The sequence below is a fragment of the Caulobacter endophyticus genome (assembly GCF_029543245.1).
GTDB lineage: Bacteria > Pseudomonadota > Alphaproteobacteria > Caulobacterales > Caulobacteraceae > Caulobacter > Caulobacter endophyticus_A.
The window spans coordinates 14,647-31,114 of sequence record NZ_JARQWV010000026.1; the positions used below are offsets into that span (position 1 = coordinate 14,647).

A 16,468-nucleotide genomic window follows, 5' to 3' on the forward strand; every position below is an offset into this window, starting at 1 on the left:
GCTAGGCCCGGTGCATGGCTGGAGAACGCATCCTCTTCGTCGTCAACGCCGGCCCCAGCGTCGGCGGCGGCCATTTCATGCGCGGCCTGAATCTGGCGCGAGCGCTGGAGGCCAGGGGCGCGACCTTCGCCTTTGCCGGACCGCCCGCTATCGCCGGCCTGTCGCAGACCTTCGCCTCGCCGGCCATCTGCGCTGGAACCTTCGCTGAAAGCGACCTCGTCGCCGGCGCCGCTCGCCTGGCCGCCGACTACGACGCCCTCGTCTTCGATCACTACGACCTGGACGCGGACGACCATCGCCGCATCGCCGCCGGCCGCCCGACCCTGGTGGTCGACGACCTGGCCGACCGCCCCCTGGCCGCCGACCTGCTGCTCGACGCCGGGGTGACGCGGCGGGCGGAAGACTATGCCGGCCTCGTCCCCGACCACGCCCAACTGCTGCTCGGCCCCAACCATGCCGCCCTGTCGCCGGCCTTCGCAGCCCTGCGCGACGAGACCCTGGCCCGCCGTACGGCCACCTCGAGCGTGCGCCGGGTGCTGGTCTCGCTGGGCCTGACCGACGTCGGCGGGATCACCGCCCGCACCGTCGAGGCCCTGCTGCCGGTGCTGGGCGACCGCGCCCTCGACGTCGTGGTCGGAGGTCAGGCGGCCAGCCTGCCGGCCCTGCGAGAAATCGCCGCAGCCGATCCGCGCCTGGCCCTGCATGTCGACAGCCGCGACATGCCGCGCCTGACCGCCCAGGCCGACCTCGCCATCGGCGCCTCCGGCTCCAGCAGTTGGGAACGCTGCGTGCTCGCCCTGCCCACGCTCTCGCTGGTGCTGGCCGACAACCAGCGCGAAGCGGCCCAGGCCTTGTCTGATCTGGGTGCGCACCGATCGCTCGACGCTGCGTCTCTCGACGGCGAGAGCCTGCGGCGCGCCTTCGCCGCGCTCGCCGACGACCCTGACGCCTGGCGGGCCCTGTCGGCCGCCGCCGCCAAGGTCTGCGACGGCCTGGGCGCCCCGCGCACCGCCGATCGGTTCCTTGCCCAGATTTCGCCCCGTTTCGGAAACAATCACGCGACGCCCACCTGACACTTACCCGCGCGTAAGCCAGCTAAAGCGTCGAGACCCCCTTCATGCCCACAGTCACTCTGCGCGCCGTCGCGGCGCACGATCAGGAGCGGCTGCTGGAATGGCGCAACTCCGACGCCGTCGCCCCCTACATGTACAGCGACCACCTGATCTCCGAGGGCGAACACGCTGCCTGGTTCTCACGCCTGGGGACCAACCCGACCGTTCGCTATTGGGTCATCGAGCTGGACGGCCATCCGGTGGGCCTGGCCAACCTGGCCGATATCGACCTGAAGAACCGCCGCTGCGCCTGGGCCTACTACCTCGCCGATCCGTCGGTGCGGGGCCTGGGGGTCGGCAGCTTCGTCGAATACTGGGTGATCGAATACGTGTTCGGCGTGCTGGGCCTGACCAAGCTGTGGTGCGAGGTCATCGAGAGCAACAAGGCCGTCTGGCGCCTGCACGAAGGCTTCGGCTTCACCCGCGAGGCGGTGCTGCGCAACCACGTGGTCAAGGGCGGCCAGCCGCAGGACGTCATCGGCCTTGGCTTGCTGGAAAGCGAATGGCGCGGCGCGGCCCGCGACGCCGCCCGCGAGCGGCTTATCGCCAAGGGCTTCGACCTGTCGGCCGTTTCCGCCGCCTAGATCCGCGGCAGGTCGCCCAGGTTCTGCAGGTCGGGCCGCCCGCGCACCAGCGCCCGGATGTCGTCCGACGTGAAGGCGGGCCTGGCCGGATAGAGCGACTCATAGACCGCGCGTACGAAGTCGAGGTCCGACGGCAGGTCGACCGTCCAGCGCACCTGGCTCTCGTCCACCGGCTGGGTCAGGCCGCCCAGGGCGAAGCGTTCCGGCCGGCGATAGATGAAGGGCGTGACGTGCTCGCGCTCGTAGGGATCGCTGGCCTCCGCCGCCGTCAGCCGCAGCAGGCCGGCGCTCAGGATCTCGGCGTCCAGCCCGATCGGATAGGTGCGATGCGGCAGGGTGGTGGCGGAATAGTCCGCGCCATTGGCCTGGTGCTCGCCGATCAGCGCCTCGATCAGCACCGGGTCGGCCAGCGGGCAATCGGCCGTCAGCCGCAGCATCAGGTCGTCGTCCGTCAGGCCCGCCACCGCGCCGGCGAACCGGCCCAGCACGTCGTCCAGCGAGCCTCGGAACACCTCGACGCCCGCCGCCTCCAGCGCTTGCGCCAAGGGATCGTCGCTGACCTCGTTCGAGGTCGCCGTGATCAGCCGGTCGATCGAAGCGACGCGGCGCAGGCGCTCGATCTGGCGCAGCACCATCGGCGCGCCGACGACGTCGGCCAGCACCTTGCCCGGCAGACGGGTCGAGCTCATCCGGGCCTGCAACACCGCGACGATCACCGCGCGCTCTCCTGCAACACTGCTAGTCTCGGGTCCGCACCCTCGGCCCGGTCGGTTAAGGAGGACTTTCGCCCGCCGGACGGGTTTGGACAACCAAGCGTTGACAGCGTTGTCAAACCATAGTGCTCTCCCCGCCTAACGACCGCGCACGACGATCGAAGGGAGAACGACGCCATGGGACCGCTGATCGACCGCCGCGCGCTGCTGGCCGCCGGGGCCGCGATGGGCCTGGCGCCCGCCCTGCCCGCGCTCGCCTCTCCCGCTTTGGCCGCCGACCAGGACGCCCGCGTCCGCACGCTCCTCAAGCAGATGACCCTGGACGAGAAGATCGGCCAGACCCACCAGCCGGCCGGCGGTCGCCAGAAGGCGCTGAACTCCAAGATCGACGCGTCCGCCCTCGACCTCGTGCGCAAGGGCGGCGTCGGCTCGTACCTGCACGTGGCCGGCGCGGCCTTCCTGCGCGAGCTGCAACGCACGGCCGTCGAGGAGTCGCGGCTGAAGATCCCGCTGCTGTTCGCCATCGACGTGGTGCACGGCTTCCGCACCCTCTACCCCGTGCCGCTGGCCATGGCCGCGACCTTCGATCCCGAAATCGTGCGCGCCACCGCCCGCATGGCCGCGGTCGAGACCGCCGTCAGCGGCCTGCACTGGACCTTCGCGCCGATGGTCGACATCGCCCGCGATCCCCGCTGGGGGCGCATCGTCGAGGGGGCCGGCGAGGATCCCTATCTGGGCGGTGTGATGGCCGCGGCCCAAGTGCGCGGCTTCCAGGGCGAGGGCCTGGCCGGCAAGGACTCGATCCTGGCCTGCGCCAAGCACTTCGGGGCCTATGGCGCAGCGGCCGGCGGCCGCGACTACGACAGCGCCGAGCTGTCGGACCGCACGCTGAACGAGGTCTACCTGCCGCCCTTCCATGCGGCCGCCAAGGCGGGCGCGGGCACGATGATGACCGCCTTCAACGACCTGAACGGCGAGCCCACCACCGCCAACGCCGCCCTGGTGCGCGGGGTGCTGAAGACCCAGTGGACCTGGCCGGGCCTGGTGGTCAGCGACTGGAACGCCATCCTCGAGCTGATCAATCACGGTGTCGCCGAGACCCCCGTTCAGGCCGCCGCCCTGGCGCTGAAGGCCGGGGTCGACATGGACATGGCCAGCGGCGTCTACGCCGCCCACCTGAAGACCGCGATCGGGCAGGACCCGTCCCTGCTGCCGCTGCTCGACCAGGCGGTGACCCGCATCCTGACCGCCAAGATGCGGCTTGGGCTGTTCGACGATCCCTACCGCTTCGGCGACGTCGAGCGCGAGAAGACCATCTTCGTCGGCCCCGAACACCGCGCCATCGCCCGCGAGGCGGCGCGCAAGGCCGTGGTGCTGCTGAAGAACGACGGCGGCCTGCTGCCGATCGCGCCCTCCGCCAGGAAGATCGCCGTCATCGGGGCCCTGGCGACCGACAACCTCTCGCAGCTCGGCTCGTGGAAGGCGCGCGGTCAGGTCGCCGACGTCGCCCCGCTTCTGCCCGCCCTGAAGACCATCGCCCCGGCCGGAACCGAGATCGTCCACGTCGCCGGCGCCGGCCCCCGCAGCGACGACGAGACGGGAATCCCCGCCGCCGTCGAGGCCGCCAAGGCCGCCGATCTCGTCTTGCTGATGGTCGGCGAAGACTTCGACCACAGCGGCGAGTCCCGCAGCCGGTCGGACCTGACGTTGCCCGGCGCGCAGAGCGCCCTGGCCCGCGCCGTGCTGGCGACGGGCAAGCCGGTCGTCGTGCTGCTGCCGTCGGGCCGCCCGCTGGTCGCGCCCGAGGTGCTGGAAAAGGCGCCGGCCGTGCTGGCGACCTGGTTCCTCGGCGTCGAAGCCGGCCCGGCCCTGGCCGAGATCCTGTTCGGCAAGGCCGCGCCGGGCGGCCGCCTGCCCGTCGGCTTCCCCCGCGCCACGGGCCAGTCGCCGACCTACTACGCCCACGTCCCCACCGGCCGCCCGGCCGATCCGGACCTGGCCAAGGACACCGTCCGCTACCACGACGTCGACATCGGTCCGCTGTTCCCGTTCGGCCATGGCCTCAGCTATGCGGCCTTCGCCTATTCCGACCTGGCGCTTGATCGCGACAGCATCGCCCCCACAAGCGCGGTGAAGGTGTCGCTGACGCTGGCCAACACCGGATCGGTCGAGGCCGACGAGGTTGTGCAGCTCTATGTCCGCGACCCGGTCGCCAGCGTCGCCCGCCCGGTCAAGGAACTGCGCGGCTTCGCCCGCGTGACCCTCAAGCCCGGCGAGAAGCGGCGCGTGGCCTTCACCCTTTCCGCCGCCCAGCTGGCGATCTGGAGCCCGGACGGCTGGCGGATCGAGGCCGGCAAGATCGAGGTCATGGTCGGCTCCTCCTCCGCCGACATCCGCCTGCGCGGCGCCTTCGCGATCGCCGCGCCCGGCAAGGCGCGCGAACCGGCGACCGCCATCCCGACACCGGTCAGCATGGTCCAGCTTGGCTGGACAGCATAGACGGGCGCCGCCAAGGTCGCGCCATGCCCTCGCTCTCCGCCATCGCCGACCCGCTGGAGATCGCCAGCCTTTGGCGCATGAATCTCCTTGATGGTCCCGCCATCGCCGCTACCTGCATGCGCTGGCTGGAAGCCGATCTCGACCGGGGCGACGCCACCATCGCGGCCCTTGCCGGCGACGCGGATCTGGTCGTCTCGGCGATCGCTGCGGATTTCGACCGAGCGCTGCAAAGCCTGGTCGGCGATATGCCGGAGAACGACGAGGCCATCCTGCGCGCCCTGCGCCTGCACCTGGCCTTCGCCCTGGCCGATGACGATCCGAGAAATAGGATCGGGCTTATGCTGGGTCGCTTCACCCATCTGTCCAAGCGGCGGCTGGTGCATAATCCTCGGCGCGACCCGGACCGCCCCGACCAGAGGATCGCCGAGCAGGAACTGGGGCTGGAGTACGTCTATTCCGGCTTCTTCGCCTTCGACGACGTTGAGCACTGGCCGCCGGCCGAGCGGCAGGCGGCCGAGGTCAGGTTGCTGGCCGATCTGCGCCAGGCCGCCCGTGAGCTGCACGACCACCTGACCGCCGTCCTGGCGACCCCGCCCTTCGCGCGCTCCTAGGCCTCCCCCGCCCACTCAGCCCGCCGCTTCAGCTCCGCCGCGCTCGGCTCCTGCGTCATGAACGAGCCCGTGCGCACCGGACCGTCGCGGCGGTAGCGGTTCACGACCACGCCGGTGTCGGCCAGGATCGAGCCGGTCAGGGTCCAGGCGCCCGGGGCGGCGGCCTCGTCGAACAGCCGCCGGCCCGGGCCCAGCAGCAGCGGGAAGACCATCAGCTGCATCTCGTCCACGAGGTCGGCCGCCAGCAGCGCGTGGACCAGTTGCGTGGAGCCCTGGGTCAGCAGATCGGGCCCCGTCCCCGCCTTCAGCCGGCGCACGCCCTCAACCGCGTCGGGCCCGACGTGACGGCTGTTCTCCCACGGCAGCGGCGCCTCGGGATCGCGGGAAGCGACGTGCTTGGTCGTGGCGTTGAAGCGCTCGGCGATCGGGTGCTTCGGGTCCTGGTAGGGCCAGTGGGCGGCGAAGATCTCGTAGGTCCGGCGGCCCAGCAGCAGCTCGAACGGGGCCTCGAACAGCGACATCACCGCCTGGCCCGTCACAGCGTCCGAATAGGGCGCCACCCAGCCGCCGTGGGCGAAGCCCCCGCGACGATCCTCGTCCGGTCCGCCCGGCCCCTGCATCACCCCGTCCAGGCTGACGAAGGCGGCGACGATCAGCTTTCTCATGACCCTGCTCCGTGATGGTTCGCGGCAAGGACGGTTGGGGAAGGCGCGATCCTACATCACAGGCGATCTCCCTTCCCCCTTTGATGGGGGAAGGGTCGGGGATGGGGGTGGAAGCGGGTCAAGACCAGGCGCGAGCCGAACCGCCGCGATCACCCCCACCCCTGCCCCTCCCCCATCAAGGGGGAGGGTTAAGCCGCCCGCCGCCGATAGAGGTAGTCGTCCGGCAGGCCCATGCGCCGGGTGGACTCAACCGCCGGCGAGCCCTTGATCGGCACCTTGTCGGCGCCGGCGCCCGCCAGCCTCACCAGCCGCCGCTCGACGCCGTTCAGGGCGAAGGCCTCGCCCAGGCCGAGCTTCGCCCGCACCTCGACCGGCGTGATCGCCACCGCCGCCCGCACCAGCGGCTTCTGGATCAGGCGCAACGGGCCGGGCAGCAACGGCGTCTGCGTCATGATGTCCAGGAACTCAAAGACGATCTCCGATGGCTCCAGGTTGGGCAGCATCAGCGCCAGCTGCCGCTTCCACTGCGCCTCGCTGGTCGGAGCCCCGGTCGCGCCGTAGAGCCGCGCCCCAGGCGCGGCCTCGGCGAAGGCGGCGTCGCGCTCGGCCGGGCTCAAGGCGTGGGCGTAGGCGTGGTAGGCCTCGATGAAACCGAAACTGGCGGTGGCCTGCACCCAGTCCAGCAGCGCCGGGTCGTTGGCCTGGTAGGCGACGCCGGCCGGGGTCTCGCCGGTGACATGGCCGTGCATCCGCACCACGCCGGCGATCATCTTCTCGGCCACGTCGCGCGGGCCATAGACCGTGACCATCGCCGCCAGCCCCGTGCGCTTGAGGCGTTTCAGCGGCTCGGCCTTGAAGCTGGAGTGATCCCAGACCCCCGAGCGCACGCGCGGCTCGGCCAACTCGAGGATCACCGCCGTGATGCCGCCGACGAACAGCGACACCGGATTCTTGAACACCCGCCACGACACCGAGTCCGGGGAGGTCAGGGCCGCCGCGCCGGGCGGGGCGGAGAAGTCGATCTTCGGTCCGCCGTCCGGCGTCAGCAGTCGCGCCGCGGCGCGGGAGAGCGGATCGGCCATCAGTTCACCCGTCGTTCGCGCCCCGCCCAGTACGGTTCACGCAGCTGGCGGCGCAGGATCTTGCCCGAGGCGTTGCGCGGCAAGGCCTCGACGAAGTCCACGCTCTTGGGGGCCTTGAAATGCGCGATGCGCGTGCGGGCGAAGGCGATGATGTCGTCGGGATCGGGTGTGACGCCGGGCTTGGGCGCGACCACCGCCTTGACGGCCTCGCCCCACTTGTCGTCGGGCACGCCGATCACCGCCACCTCGGCCACGTGCGGATGGCCGTAGACCGCGCTTTCCACCTCGGCCGGATAGATGTTCTCGCCGCCGGAGACGATCATGTCCTTCACCCGGTCGTGGATGAACAGATAGCCGTCCTCGTCCAGATAGCCGGCGTCGCCGGTGCGCAGCCAGCCGTCGGCGTCGATGGTCGCGGCGGTGGCCGCATCCAGCTTCCAGTATCCGGCCATGTTGGAACCGCTGCGCACGGCGATCTCTCCCACGGTGTTCGCGGGTAGAACGCCGCCGGCCTCGTCGAGGATGCGCAGCTCGACGCCCGGCATCGGCAGGCCGGCCGAGCGCATGCGCTTGTTGCCGGCCGGATCGTGGTCTTCCGGCGGCAGATAGACCACCGTGCCGGTGGTCTCGGTCATGCCGTACTGCTGGACGAAGCCGCAGCCGAACACCTCGATGCTCTCGCGCAGCAGGTCCAGCGGAATGGGCGCGGCGCCATAGAGGATGTAGCTGAGGCGCGAATAGTCGATCTCGCGGGCCCTCGGCAGCCGCACGACGATCTGCAGGGCCGCGGGCACCAGGAACATCTTCGACACCCGGTCGTGCTCGATGAAGTCCAGCACCTTGGTGGGATCGAACTCGCGCGCCACCACGCCCTTGGCCCCGTTGAACAGCCCCACCAGCCCCCAGCCGGTGCCGCCGATATGGGCCACGGGCATGGCCACCAGGCTGACGTCGTCGGGGCCCCAGACGTTCCAGTCCATCGGCGCGCGCTCGGCGGCGGCCTTGCGCATGGCCAAGAGGTTGTCGTGGGTCAGCATCGCGCCCTTGGGCTTGCCGGTGGTGCCCGAGGTGTAGAGTTGCAGCACCACGTCCGACGACTTCAGCGGCGTGGCCGGGTCGGCGGGATCCTGCGCGTCGCGCCAGGCGGTGAACAGCGGCAGGTCGGCCGGGCCGCCCGGCTCCATGGCCACCACCGGCGGCGCCGGCCCGTCCAGCAGCTTGGCCACCTCGCCCACGTGATCGACCAGTTCGGGGCCGACGAACACCATCTTCGCCTCGGTGTCGGCGACGATGTAGGCGATCTCGGCCGGGGCCAAGCGCCAGCCGATCGGGGCGGTGACGATCCCCGCCTTGGCCGCGCCTAGCAGCATCTCGAAATAGAGGTCGCTGTTCTTGCCGACATAGGCGATGCGGTCGCCGGGCTTCAGCCCCTGGGCGATCAAGGCGCGGGCCACCTGGTTGGTGTGCCGGTCGAGGTCGGAAAAGCGGGTGTCGCGCCCCTCGAACGAGAAGGCCACGGCGTCGGGCCGCTCCTGCGCGTGGTAGCGGGCGACGTCTCCCAGCGTCGGCATGCGGGCGAAGTCGACGGCGGCGGCCTCAGTCATCCGAACCTCCCTGCGGGCCGTCTGCCGCGGCCGCTCGGATAACATGGTTTTCGCCGTGACCCCGGGTAAGTCAACGGTAACGGGAAACCCGCGTTTGGTCGCGCCGCCGACCGGCTCTAAGCTGCCGACTCGAACGCCCCCGAGGAACCCCAAGTCCATGACCAGCTTCCTCCTGCGCCGCGAGCAGCGCGGCCTGCTGATCTCGGTGATCCTGGGCCTGATCGTCGCCCCTCTGCTGCTGCTGCTGACCACCTGGGAGATCCAGCGCGAGTTCACGCGCGGAAGGGTGCTGCGCGAGGCGGTGAACCACTCCTACGACCAGCGCATGCAACTTCAGACGGTGTTCTCGCTGATGCAGGACGCCGAGACCGGCCAGCGCGGCTTCGTCATCACCGGCCAGCAACGGTTCCTCGAACCCTATGACGCCGCCCTGCGCCGGCTGCCGAGCCAACTTGCGACCCTGCGCAGCATGCGCGAGCGCGACGTCGGCGACCTGATCGAGAAGGACGACCCCGCCTTCGACCGGCTCGAAGCCCTGATCGCGCAGAAGCAGGGCACCATGGCCGAGGGCATCCGCCTGCGCCGCGAGCACGGCGAAGACGCCGCCCGCGCCGTGGTCTCCAGCGGCCGCGGCAAGGTGATCATGGACCAGATCCGCACCGTGGTCGGCGAACTGCAGGCCGCCGACAAGGCCGCCCTCGAGCGGCGCATCGCGGCGAACGAAGCCCTGACCCTGCGGACCGAACGCCTGACCCAGATCCTGTTCGTGGTGCTGGTGGTGTTCCTGCTGGCCGCCTTCCTGCTGCTGTCGCGCCAGATCCGCGCCCGCCAGCAGCTGTTCACCGTCGCCCAGGCCACGGCCGGCCGCCTGGACGCCATTCTCGACAACGCCCAGGACGCCATCATCACCCTCAATCCCAGCGGTACGATCGAGACGGTCAACAAGGCCGCCGAGGAGATGTTCGGCCAGCCGCGCGAGGCCCTGCTGCGCAAGGCCCTGGCCCAGTTCATCGACCTGCCCGACCGGGGCGAGCTGTTCATCCGTCAGCTGTCGGGCGCCGACGACCTGACCAAGGGCGTGCTGCGCGAGCTGACCGGCCGTCGCGCGGACGGCAGCACGTTCCCGATCGAGGCCTCGATCGGCCTGGTGCGCCTGCCCGAGGGCGAACGCGTCGCCGCCTCGATCCGCGACATCTCCGAGCGTCGACGCGTCGAGAAGCTGAAGGCCGAGTTCGTCTCCACCGTCAGCCATGAGCTGCGCACGCCCCTGACCTCGATCGCCGGGTCGCTCGGCCTGCTGGTCGGCGGGGCGGCCGGCAGCCTGCCGGAGCGCGCCGCGCGCCTGCTGGGCATCGCCCATTCCAACTGCCAGCGGCTGGTGCGGCTGATCAACGACATCCTCGACATCGAGAAGATCGAATCCGGCCAGATGGAGTTCGACCTCAAGCCGATGGACCTGGGCGAGCTGGCCCGGCGGGCGGTCGACGGCATGGGCGGGCTGGGCGGCCAGATGGAGGTCGATTTCGCCCTCGATGTCGCCCCCGGACTGCCGCTGGTGCGCGGCGACGTCGACCGCCTGGCGCAGGTGGCCGCCAACCTGCTGTCCAACGCCGCCAAGTTCTCGCCCGCCGGCGGTACGGTCGAGGTCCGGGTGCATGCCCCGCGTCCCGACGTGCTGCGCTTCAGCGTGCGCGACCACGGTCCCGGCGTGCCCGAGGCGTTCCGCGACCGCATCTTCTCGAAGTTCGCCCAGGCCGACGCCTCCGACACCCGCGCCAAGGGCGGCACGGGTCTGGGCCTGGCCATCTCGCGCGAGATCGTCCAGCGCCACGGCGGCCGGCTGTGGTTCGAATCCGACCCCGGCCAGGGGGCGACCTTCCAGTTCGAACTGGCGACGATCGAAACCCGCGCCCGCGTGCCCGAGGCCAGCGAAGGCGCCGCCCGCGTGCTGCTGTGCGAAGACGATCCCGACATCGCCGAGATCCTGTCCCAGGCCCTTCGCGATGCAGGCGTGCGCGTCCACACCGTCGGCGACGTGGCCTCGGCCAGCGCGGTGCTCGAGATCGGCGGCTTCGACGCCTTCGTCACCGACGTGCGCCTGCCCGACGGCAGCGGCCTTGATCTGCTGCGCCGCCTGCGCGCCGACGCCTCCACCCGCGACATCCCCGCCCTGGTGATCTCGGCCGAGGCCGCGGAGGGCCGGGGCGAGGCGCTGGACGTCGTCGACTGGCTGCAGAAGCCCATCGATCTGGACCGCTTGCGCACCGCCGTGCACCGCGCCGTCAACGGCCACGCCGACGCTCGCCGCATCGAGGTGCTGCATGTCGAAGACGACGCCGACGTCCACGCCGTGGTCCGCGACGCCCTCCAGGAGCGCTGCGACATCCGCCATGCCGACAGCGTCCGCGCCGGCCGCGCCGCCCTGGCCGAGGCCCGGCCCGACGTCGTGATCCTCGACCTGGGCCTGGGCGACGGCAACGGCGTCGAGCTGCTGGGCGACCTGCACGACGGCGGCGAGCACCCTGTGCCGGTGATCGTGTTCTCGGCCCAGCCGCTGGAGGACAAGGCGCTGGCGGCCTCGGTCGACGCGGTGCTGACCAAGTCCAAGACCACGCTGGACCAGCTGGCCCGAACTGTGCGCAAGCTCGCCTCGGACGCCGATTCCAAGAGACGCCGATGACCGACCTGAAGCTCCTGTACGTCGACGACGAGGCCGACATCCGCGAGGTGGCGACCTTCTCGCTGGAGCTGGATCCCGGCATCGAAGTGCGCTCGGCCGGGGGCGGCCCGGAAGCCTTCGCCATGCTCGACGGCGACGCCTGGCGCCCCGACGTGGTGCTGCTCGACGTGATGATGCCAGACATGGACGGCCCGGCCGTGCTGACGCGCCTGCGCGAGCGCGGCGACATCGACGGGACGCCGGTGATCTTCATCACCGCCCGCGCCCAGGCCGAGGAGCGCGCCCGCCTGCTGGGCTTCGGCGCCGCCGACGTGATCACCAAGCCGTTCGACCCGATGACCCTGGCCCAGGACGTGCGCGCGATCCTCGCTCGATGACCACCGCCGATCCCCTAGCCCCGCTGCGGGCCAAGTTCCTTGTTCGCGTCGCCGACGATCTGGCCAGGCTGCGCTCGGCCGACACCTCGATGAAGGACCGACACTACGTCGTTCATCGCCTGGCCGGCGCGGCGGGCGTCTTCGGCTACGGCAAGGTCACCGACCTGGCCCGCGAGCTCGACGACCTGCTGATCGAGCAAGGCGAGGCCCCGCCGGAGGCCTTCGCCGAACTGATCGCGGCGCTGGAGGGGCTGGGCTAGGACCGGGGCCTCGCCCCTCCCGGCCTCCGCTCGCCCCACTTCGCTTCCATGCCCATGGCGCACCGGCCACGACGGCGGTCATGGAACAGCTCTTCGCCCCGACCCTCGTCCTGCACATCGCCTGCGGCCTGGCCGCCGCCGTCGTTGGCCTGGCCCCGATCCTGACGCGCAAGGGAACGTGCGCGCACCGGCTGTCGGGACGATTGTTCGTCGTTCTGATGGGGGTGATGCTGGCGGCCGCCTGGCTGATGACGGCGCTGCACTTCAACGCCTATTTCACCGCCCTGTCGGCGACGGCCAGCCTTGGCCTGTTCTCCGGCTATCGGGTGCTGCGCCGGAAGCGCCCCGACCGCGATCCGGCTCAACGGGCGACCGCGCTCGACTGGGCCGCCACCCTGGCCGTCGTGGCGATCGGCGCCTGGGTGCTGATGCTGCTGCTGACCGGTGAAAGCGACGCCCCGCGCGCGCCGAGCATCGCCCTGGTCTGGGGCGCCTTCCTGATGGGCGGCTGGGACCTGTGGCGGTTCGCCCGGCCGACGGACTGGCCGTTTTCGCCCGACCTCTGGACCTACGAGCATCTTATGAAGATGCTCGGCGCGTACGGCGCTGTGCTCAGCGCCTTCTCGGGCAACTTCCTGACCTTCCTGCCCACGCCATGGAGCCAGCTCTGGCCGACCTTGCTGTTCCAACCGCTCGCGATGATCTGGATCGTGGTTCTGGCCACCCAGCGGCGGCGCGCATGGTCGCCCGCCTGAAGGCCGCGCCGACCGCCGCCTGGGTCTGGGCCTTCACGGCCTACAGTTGGACGGTCACCACGATCAGCGCCGCCTGGTTCGCCCGCCGGCTGGCGGCGGGGCGGGGCGAGAGCCTGTCCGTGGCCGCCTCCCTGCTCTGGCAGGGCGGGATCTACGCCGCCTGGCTGCCGGCGGCGGGGGTCGTCTGGCTGGTGCTGCGCCGGTTCGGGGCCGGGGCGCGCGGGATCGCGGCGAACTTCCTGGCCGGCCTCGCCGTCGTGCCGCTGGAGACCCTGACCGCCGGCCTGATCGATCGCGCCTTCATCGGCGGCGAAGCCGCTCTCGGCGCCCGGATGCTAGAGCGGACGCCGGTCTGCCTGCTGCTCTATTCGGCCATCGTCGCCGTCGGCCTGGCCGCCGCCCACCACCGCCGCGCCCGCGAGGCCCGGGCTCGCAACGCCCTGCTGGAAGCGGCCCTGGCTCAGGCCCGCGCCGTCGTGGTTCCGCCCCAGGGCGCCGAGCGGCTGATGGTGATGTCGGGCGCGCGCCGCATCCCGGTCGAGGTGTCGGCCGTCGAGTGGTTCGGCGCGGCCGACAACTACGTGGTCGTCCACTGGGCCGGCCGCGAGGGCCTGCTGCGCGCCACGCTCCAGAGCCTGGAAGCGAAGCTCGACCCTCGCCTCTTCGCCCGCGCCCACCGCTCGTCGCTGGTAAACCTCGCTCATGTGCGCGAGGCCCGCCCCCTGTCGGACGGCTCCTGGCGGCTGACCATGGCCGGCGGCGACGAGGTGGTCACCAGCCGGACGTATCGGGATGCGCTGCTGGAGCGGCTGGGGGCTCCCCTCACGTCGTCATCCCGGCCGTAGCGAAGCGGAGAGCCGGGACCCAGGGGTCGCCGCATCGCGTCGGCCATCGTCTGGGCGGTGAAGCCCCAGCGGAGCCCAGTCCCCCTTGGGTCCCGGATAGCGCTACGCGCTTCCGGGATGACGAACATTGGGACCAGACCGATCAGCTCCCCGGGCAGCTCACATGCGCCTGCGTCGGCTCCAGGCGGATCTCGCGGAAGGCCAGCTTGAAGCCGGCCTGCGCCGACAGCACCACCGGCGAGGAGATCCGGCTCATGTCGGCGCCGGCCGCCTTCAGGCACGACAGCTTGATCTGGGTCTTGCGCCATTCGCCCACCGGGGCCTCGGCGAAGATCTTCGTCACGTCGACGCCCCCGGCGCAGCCCTCGCCGCATGAGATCGAGAAGCCCACCGGCCCCTGGGCCTTCGCATCGACGCGGTAGGTCAGGGCGATCGACAGGTCGCCGGTGGTCTGGCGGGAGAGATCGGCCGGCGGTCCGTTGACCAGCAGGGCGCCGGGACCGGTCCAGGTCGCCAGGCGCGCGTCCTCCTGGGCGGCGGCGTCGATGGCGGTCAGCTTCACCCCGCCGGCGGTCGACAGCAGCCACGGGGCCGGCGTGCGGCCCGAGACGAAGTACTTGTCGACATTGACGCCGGCGCCGGACACGCCCGACACCTCGCCCAGCGTCGCCACCTTGCCGGGCTTGGCGTAGCTGAGGCCGTAGCCATAGGCGAACTGCGGATCGTAACCCGCGTCGCCCTTGTTCAGCGGCCCCTGGTCAGCGCGCTTGGGCCAGCTGAACGACAGCTTGCCGGTGAAGTCGCGCCGCGACTTGCCGTCCTTGCCGGCCACCAGAACGTCGGCGACGCCGCCGCCTTCCGAGCCCGGCAGCCAGGCCGCCACGAAGGCGTCCGAGGCGTTGATCTCCGGGTTCACCCACAGCGGGCGACCCGACAGGAACACCGCCACCACCGGTACGCCGGCGGCCTTGAGCTTCTTGAGCAGCGCCAGGTCGGTCTTGTCGCCCGGCTGGTATTCGAGATGCTGCAGGTCGCCCTGGAACTCGGCATAGGGCGTCTCGCCGAACACCACCACCGCCACGTCCGGCTTGTCGGTGAAGGCGCCGTCCTTGGACAGGGTCGCCTTGCCGCCCGAGGCCTCGACCGCTTCCTTCAGGCCGCTCCAGATCGACTGGGCGCCAGGGAAGTCGGCGTTGGTGTTGCCCGTGCCTTGCCACGACAGGGTCCAGCCGCCGGCCGCCTTGCCGATGTCGTCGGCGTCGCCGGCCACCAGCACCTTGGCGCCCGCCTTGATCGGCAGCACGCCGTCGTTCTTCAGCAGCACCAGCGACTTGGCCACCGCCTCGCGAGCCAGGGCGCGGTGATCGGGCGCGCCGACGCGCTCGTAGCGGCCCTGCACCGGCGGGGCGACCCGGTCGAACAGGCCCGACTTGACCTTGACCCGCAGGATGCGGCGCACGGCGTCGTCGAGGCGCGCCATGCTGATCTCGCCGCTCTCGACCTGCTTGAGCGTATTGTCGAACAGGCCCTGCCAGCTGTCGGGGGCCATGTACATGTCGAGGCCCGCGTTCAGGGCCTGCGGGCACGAGACGTTCGAACAGCCGTCGACCTGGCCGTGGGCGTTCCAGTCGCCGACGACGAAGCCGGTAAAGCCCATGCGGTCCTTCAGCACGTCGGTCAGCAGGGTCTTGTTGCCGGTGTGCTTGACGCCGTTCCAGCTGGAGAACGAGGCCATCACCGTCAGGATGCCGGCCTCGATGCTGGGCGGATAGCCCTGGGCGTGCAGACGCACGAGGTCGGCCTCCGACACCGGGGCGTCGCCCTGGTCCTTGCCGTTCAGCGTGCCGCCGTCGGCGAGGAAGTGCTTGGCGCTGCCGGCGATCCGGCCGGCTTCCAGCGCCTTGCCGGCGTTGAGCTTGCCCTGCAGGCCCAGGGTCATCCGGCCGGCATAGCTTTTGACGATCTCCGGATCCTCGCCATAGCCCTCGTAGGCCCGGCCCCAGCGGTCGTCGCGCGGCACGGCCACCGTGGGACCGAAGGTCCAGTCGCCGCCGGCCACGGCCACCTCTTCGGCGGTCGCCTTGCCGATGCGCTCGATCAGGTCCGGATCGCGGGCTGCCCCCAGGCCGACATTGTGCGGAAAGAGCGTGGCGCCGACCACGTTGTTGTGGCCGTGCACGGCGTCGATGCCGAACATCAGCGGGATCGGCACGTGGCCGTCGCGGGCCTCAAGCGACACCGCGCGGAACAGGTCGACGAACTGCGCCCACTCTTTCGGGCCGGCCTTGTCGTTACCGTTGGGGCCCGAGCTGCCGCCGGCCAGGATCGAGCCCAGCGGGTATTCGCGCAGTTGCTCGGGGCGGATCGAGCCGATGTCGGCCTGGATCGTCTGGCCGACCTTCTCGCGCACCGACATCCTGGCCATCAGCGCGGTGATCCTCGCCTCGGTCGCCGCATCGGTCAGGGCCGCGGGGCTCTTGACCGCCGGCCAGGCGGCGACGTGCGCCGTGGCCTTGCCGGCGGGGGTCAGCACCTCGGCGCTGGCGACGCTTGTCAGGCTGGTGGCGGCCAGAAGGGCCAGGGCGGAAAGGCGGAACGGCGTCACGGGCGGCCTCGATCGAAAAAGGAGCGCGACGGCCAAGGGGAAAGAGGCCGCCGCGCCCGAACACGCCACGGGAGCA

Annotated in this window: 14 protein-coding genes; 9 read left to right on the forward strand and 5 right to left on the reverse strand. The window is 71.2% G+C overall.

Translation table 11 applies throughout. The features are described from left to right. Nucleotides 1-14: 14 nt before the first annotated feature. Entirely contained in the window at nt 15-1,073 is a 1,059-nt protein-coding gene (gene pseG, locus P7A99_RS20975) for a UDP-2,4-diacetamido-2,4,6-trideoxy-beta-L-altropyranose hydrolase (RefSeq protein WP_277795693.1), read from the forward strand. Between the two features lie 44 nt (nt 1,074-1,117). Beyond that, entirely contained in the window at nt 1,118-1,696 is a 579-nt protein-coding gene (pseH, locus tag P7A99_RS20980; protein ID WP_277795694.1) for a UDP-4-amino-4,6-dideoxy-N-acetyl-beta-L-altrosamine N-acetyltransferase, read from the forward strand. Here pseH and P7A99_RS20985 read toward each other — a convergent pair. Next, a complete protein-coding gene (locus P7A99_RS20985; protein ID WP_277795695.1) occupies nt 1,693-2,412 on the reverse strand; it encodes a glycosyltransferase family protein in 720 nt (239 codons plus the stop codon). The two genes, pseH and P7A99_RS20985, sit on opposite strands and share 4 nt — an antisense overlap. Nucleotides 2,413-2,586: 174 nt before the next feature. On the opposite strand from P7A99_RS20985, the gene P7A99_RS20990 reads away from it, so the two are divergent. Next, the gene (locus P7A99_RS20990; protein ID WP_277795696.1) at nt 2,587-4,908 is read left to right on the forward strand and encodes a glycoside hydrolase family 3 N-terminal domain-containing protein; all 2,322 of its coding nucleotides are present in this window, start codon (nt 2,587-2,589) and stop codon (nt 4,906-4,908) included. A gap of 23 nt (nt 4,909-4,931) precedes the next feature. Next, nucleotides 4,932-5,519 (forward strand): hypothetical protein, encoded by a 588-nt coding sequence (locus tag P7A99_RS20995; protein ID WP_277795697.1) that lies wholly within the window; start codon nt 4,932-4,934, stop codon nt 5,517-5,519. On the opposite strand, the gene P7A99_RS21000 is transcribed toward P7A99_RS20995, so the two are convergent. From P7A99_RS21000 to P7A99_RS21010, 3 genes are all read right to left on the reverse strand, one after another. Continuing rightward, the gene (locus P7A99_RS21000) at nt 5,516-6,184 is read right to left on the reverse strand and encodes a dihydrofolate reductase family protein (RefSeq protein WP_277795698.1); all 669 of its coding nucleotides are present in this window, start codon (nt 6,182-6,184) and stop codon (nt 5,516-5,518) included. The two genes, P7A99_RS20995 and P7A99_RS21000, sit on opposite strands and share 4 nt — an antisense overlap. A gap of 188 nt (nt 6,185-6,372) precedes the next feature. Next, a complete protein-coding gene (locus tag P7A99_RS21005; protein WP_277795699.1) occupies nt 6,373-7,266 on the reverse strand; it encodes an oxygenase MpaB family protein in 894 nt (297 codons plus the stop codon). Next, nucleotides 7,266-8,870 carry a fatty acid--CoA ligase gene (locus tag P7A99_RS21010; protein WP_277795700.1) on the reverse strand — a complete coding sequence of 535 codons (1,605 nt, stop codon included), beginning with the start codon at nt 8,868-8,870 and terminating at the stop codon, nt 7,266-7,268. Before P7A99_RS21010 ends, P7A99_RS21005 begins: the two co-directional genes overlap by 1 nt. Before the next feature lie 157 nt (nt 8,871-9,027). Between P7A99_RS21010 and P7A99_RS21015 the strand changes: the two genes are divergently transcribed. From P7A99_RS21015 to P7A99_RS21035, 5 genes are all read left to right on the forward strand, one after another. After that, nucleotides 9,028-11,550 (forward strand): CHASE3 domain-containing protein, encoded by a 2,523-nt coding sequence (locus P7A99_RS21015; protein ID WP_277795701.1) that lies wholly within the window; start codon nt 9,028-9,030, stop codon nt 11,548-11,550. Then, nucleotides 11,547-11,927, forward strand: a complete 381-nt coding sequence (locus tag P7A99_RS21020) for a response regulator (RefSeq protein ID WP_277795702.1) — start codon at nt 11,547-11,549, stop codon at nt 11,925-11,927. Before P7A99_RS21015 ends, P7A99_RS21020 begins: the two co-directional genes overlap by 4 nt. Then, the gene (locus P7A99_RS21025) at nt 11,924-12,187 is read left to right on the forward strand and encodes an Hpt domain-containing protein (RefSeq protein ID WP_277795703.1); all 264 of its coding nucleotides are present in this window, start codon (nt 11,924-11,926) and stop codon (nt 12,185-12,187) included. The genes P7A99_RS21020 and P7A99_RS21025 overlap by 4 nt, the downstream gene beginning before the upstream one ends. A gap of 80 nt (nt 12,188-12,267) precedes the next feature. Next, nucleotides 12,268-12,942, forward strand: coding sequence for a DUF2306 domain-containing protein (locus P7A99_RS21030; RefSeq protein WP_277795704.1), 675 nt, complete (start codon nt 12,268-12,270; stop codon nt 12,940-12,942). Then, nucleotides 12,927-13,787, forward strand: a complete 861-nt coding sequence (locus P7A99_RS21035) for a LytTR family DNA-binding domain-containing protein (RefSeq protein WP_277795705.1) — start codon at nt 12,927-12,929, stop codon at nt 13,785-13,787. The genes P7A99_RS21030 and P7A99_RS21035 overlap by 16 nt, the downstream gene beginning before the upstream one ends. A gap of 142 nt (nt 13,788-13,929) precedes the next feature. Here the strand turns inward: P7A99_RS21035 and P7A99_RS21040 are convergent, their stop codons facing one another. Continuing rightward, entirely contained in the window at nt 13,930-16,392 is a 2,463-nt protein-coding gene (locus P7A99_RS21040) for a glycoside hydrolase family 3 protein (protein ID WP_431307697.1), read from the reverse strand. Nucleotides 16,393-16,468: the final 76 nt, after the last annotated feature.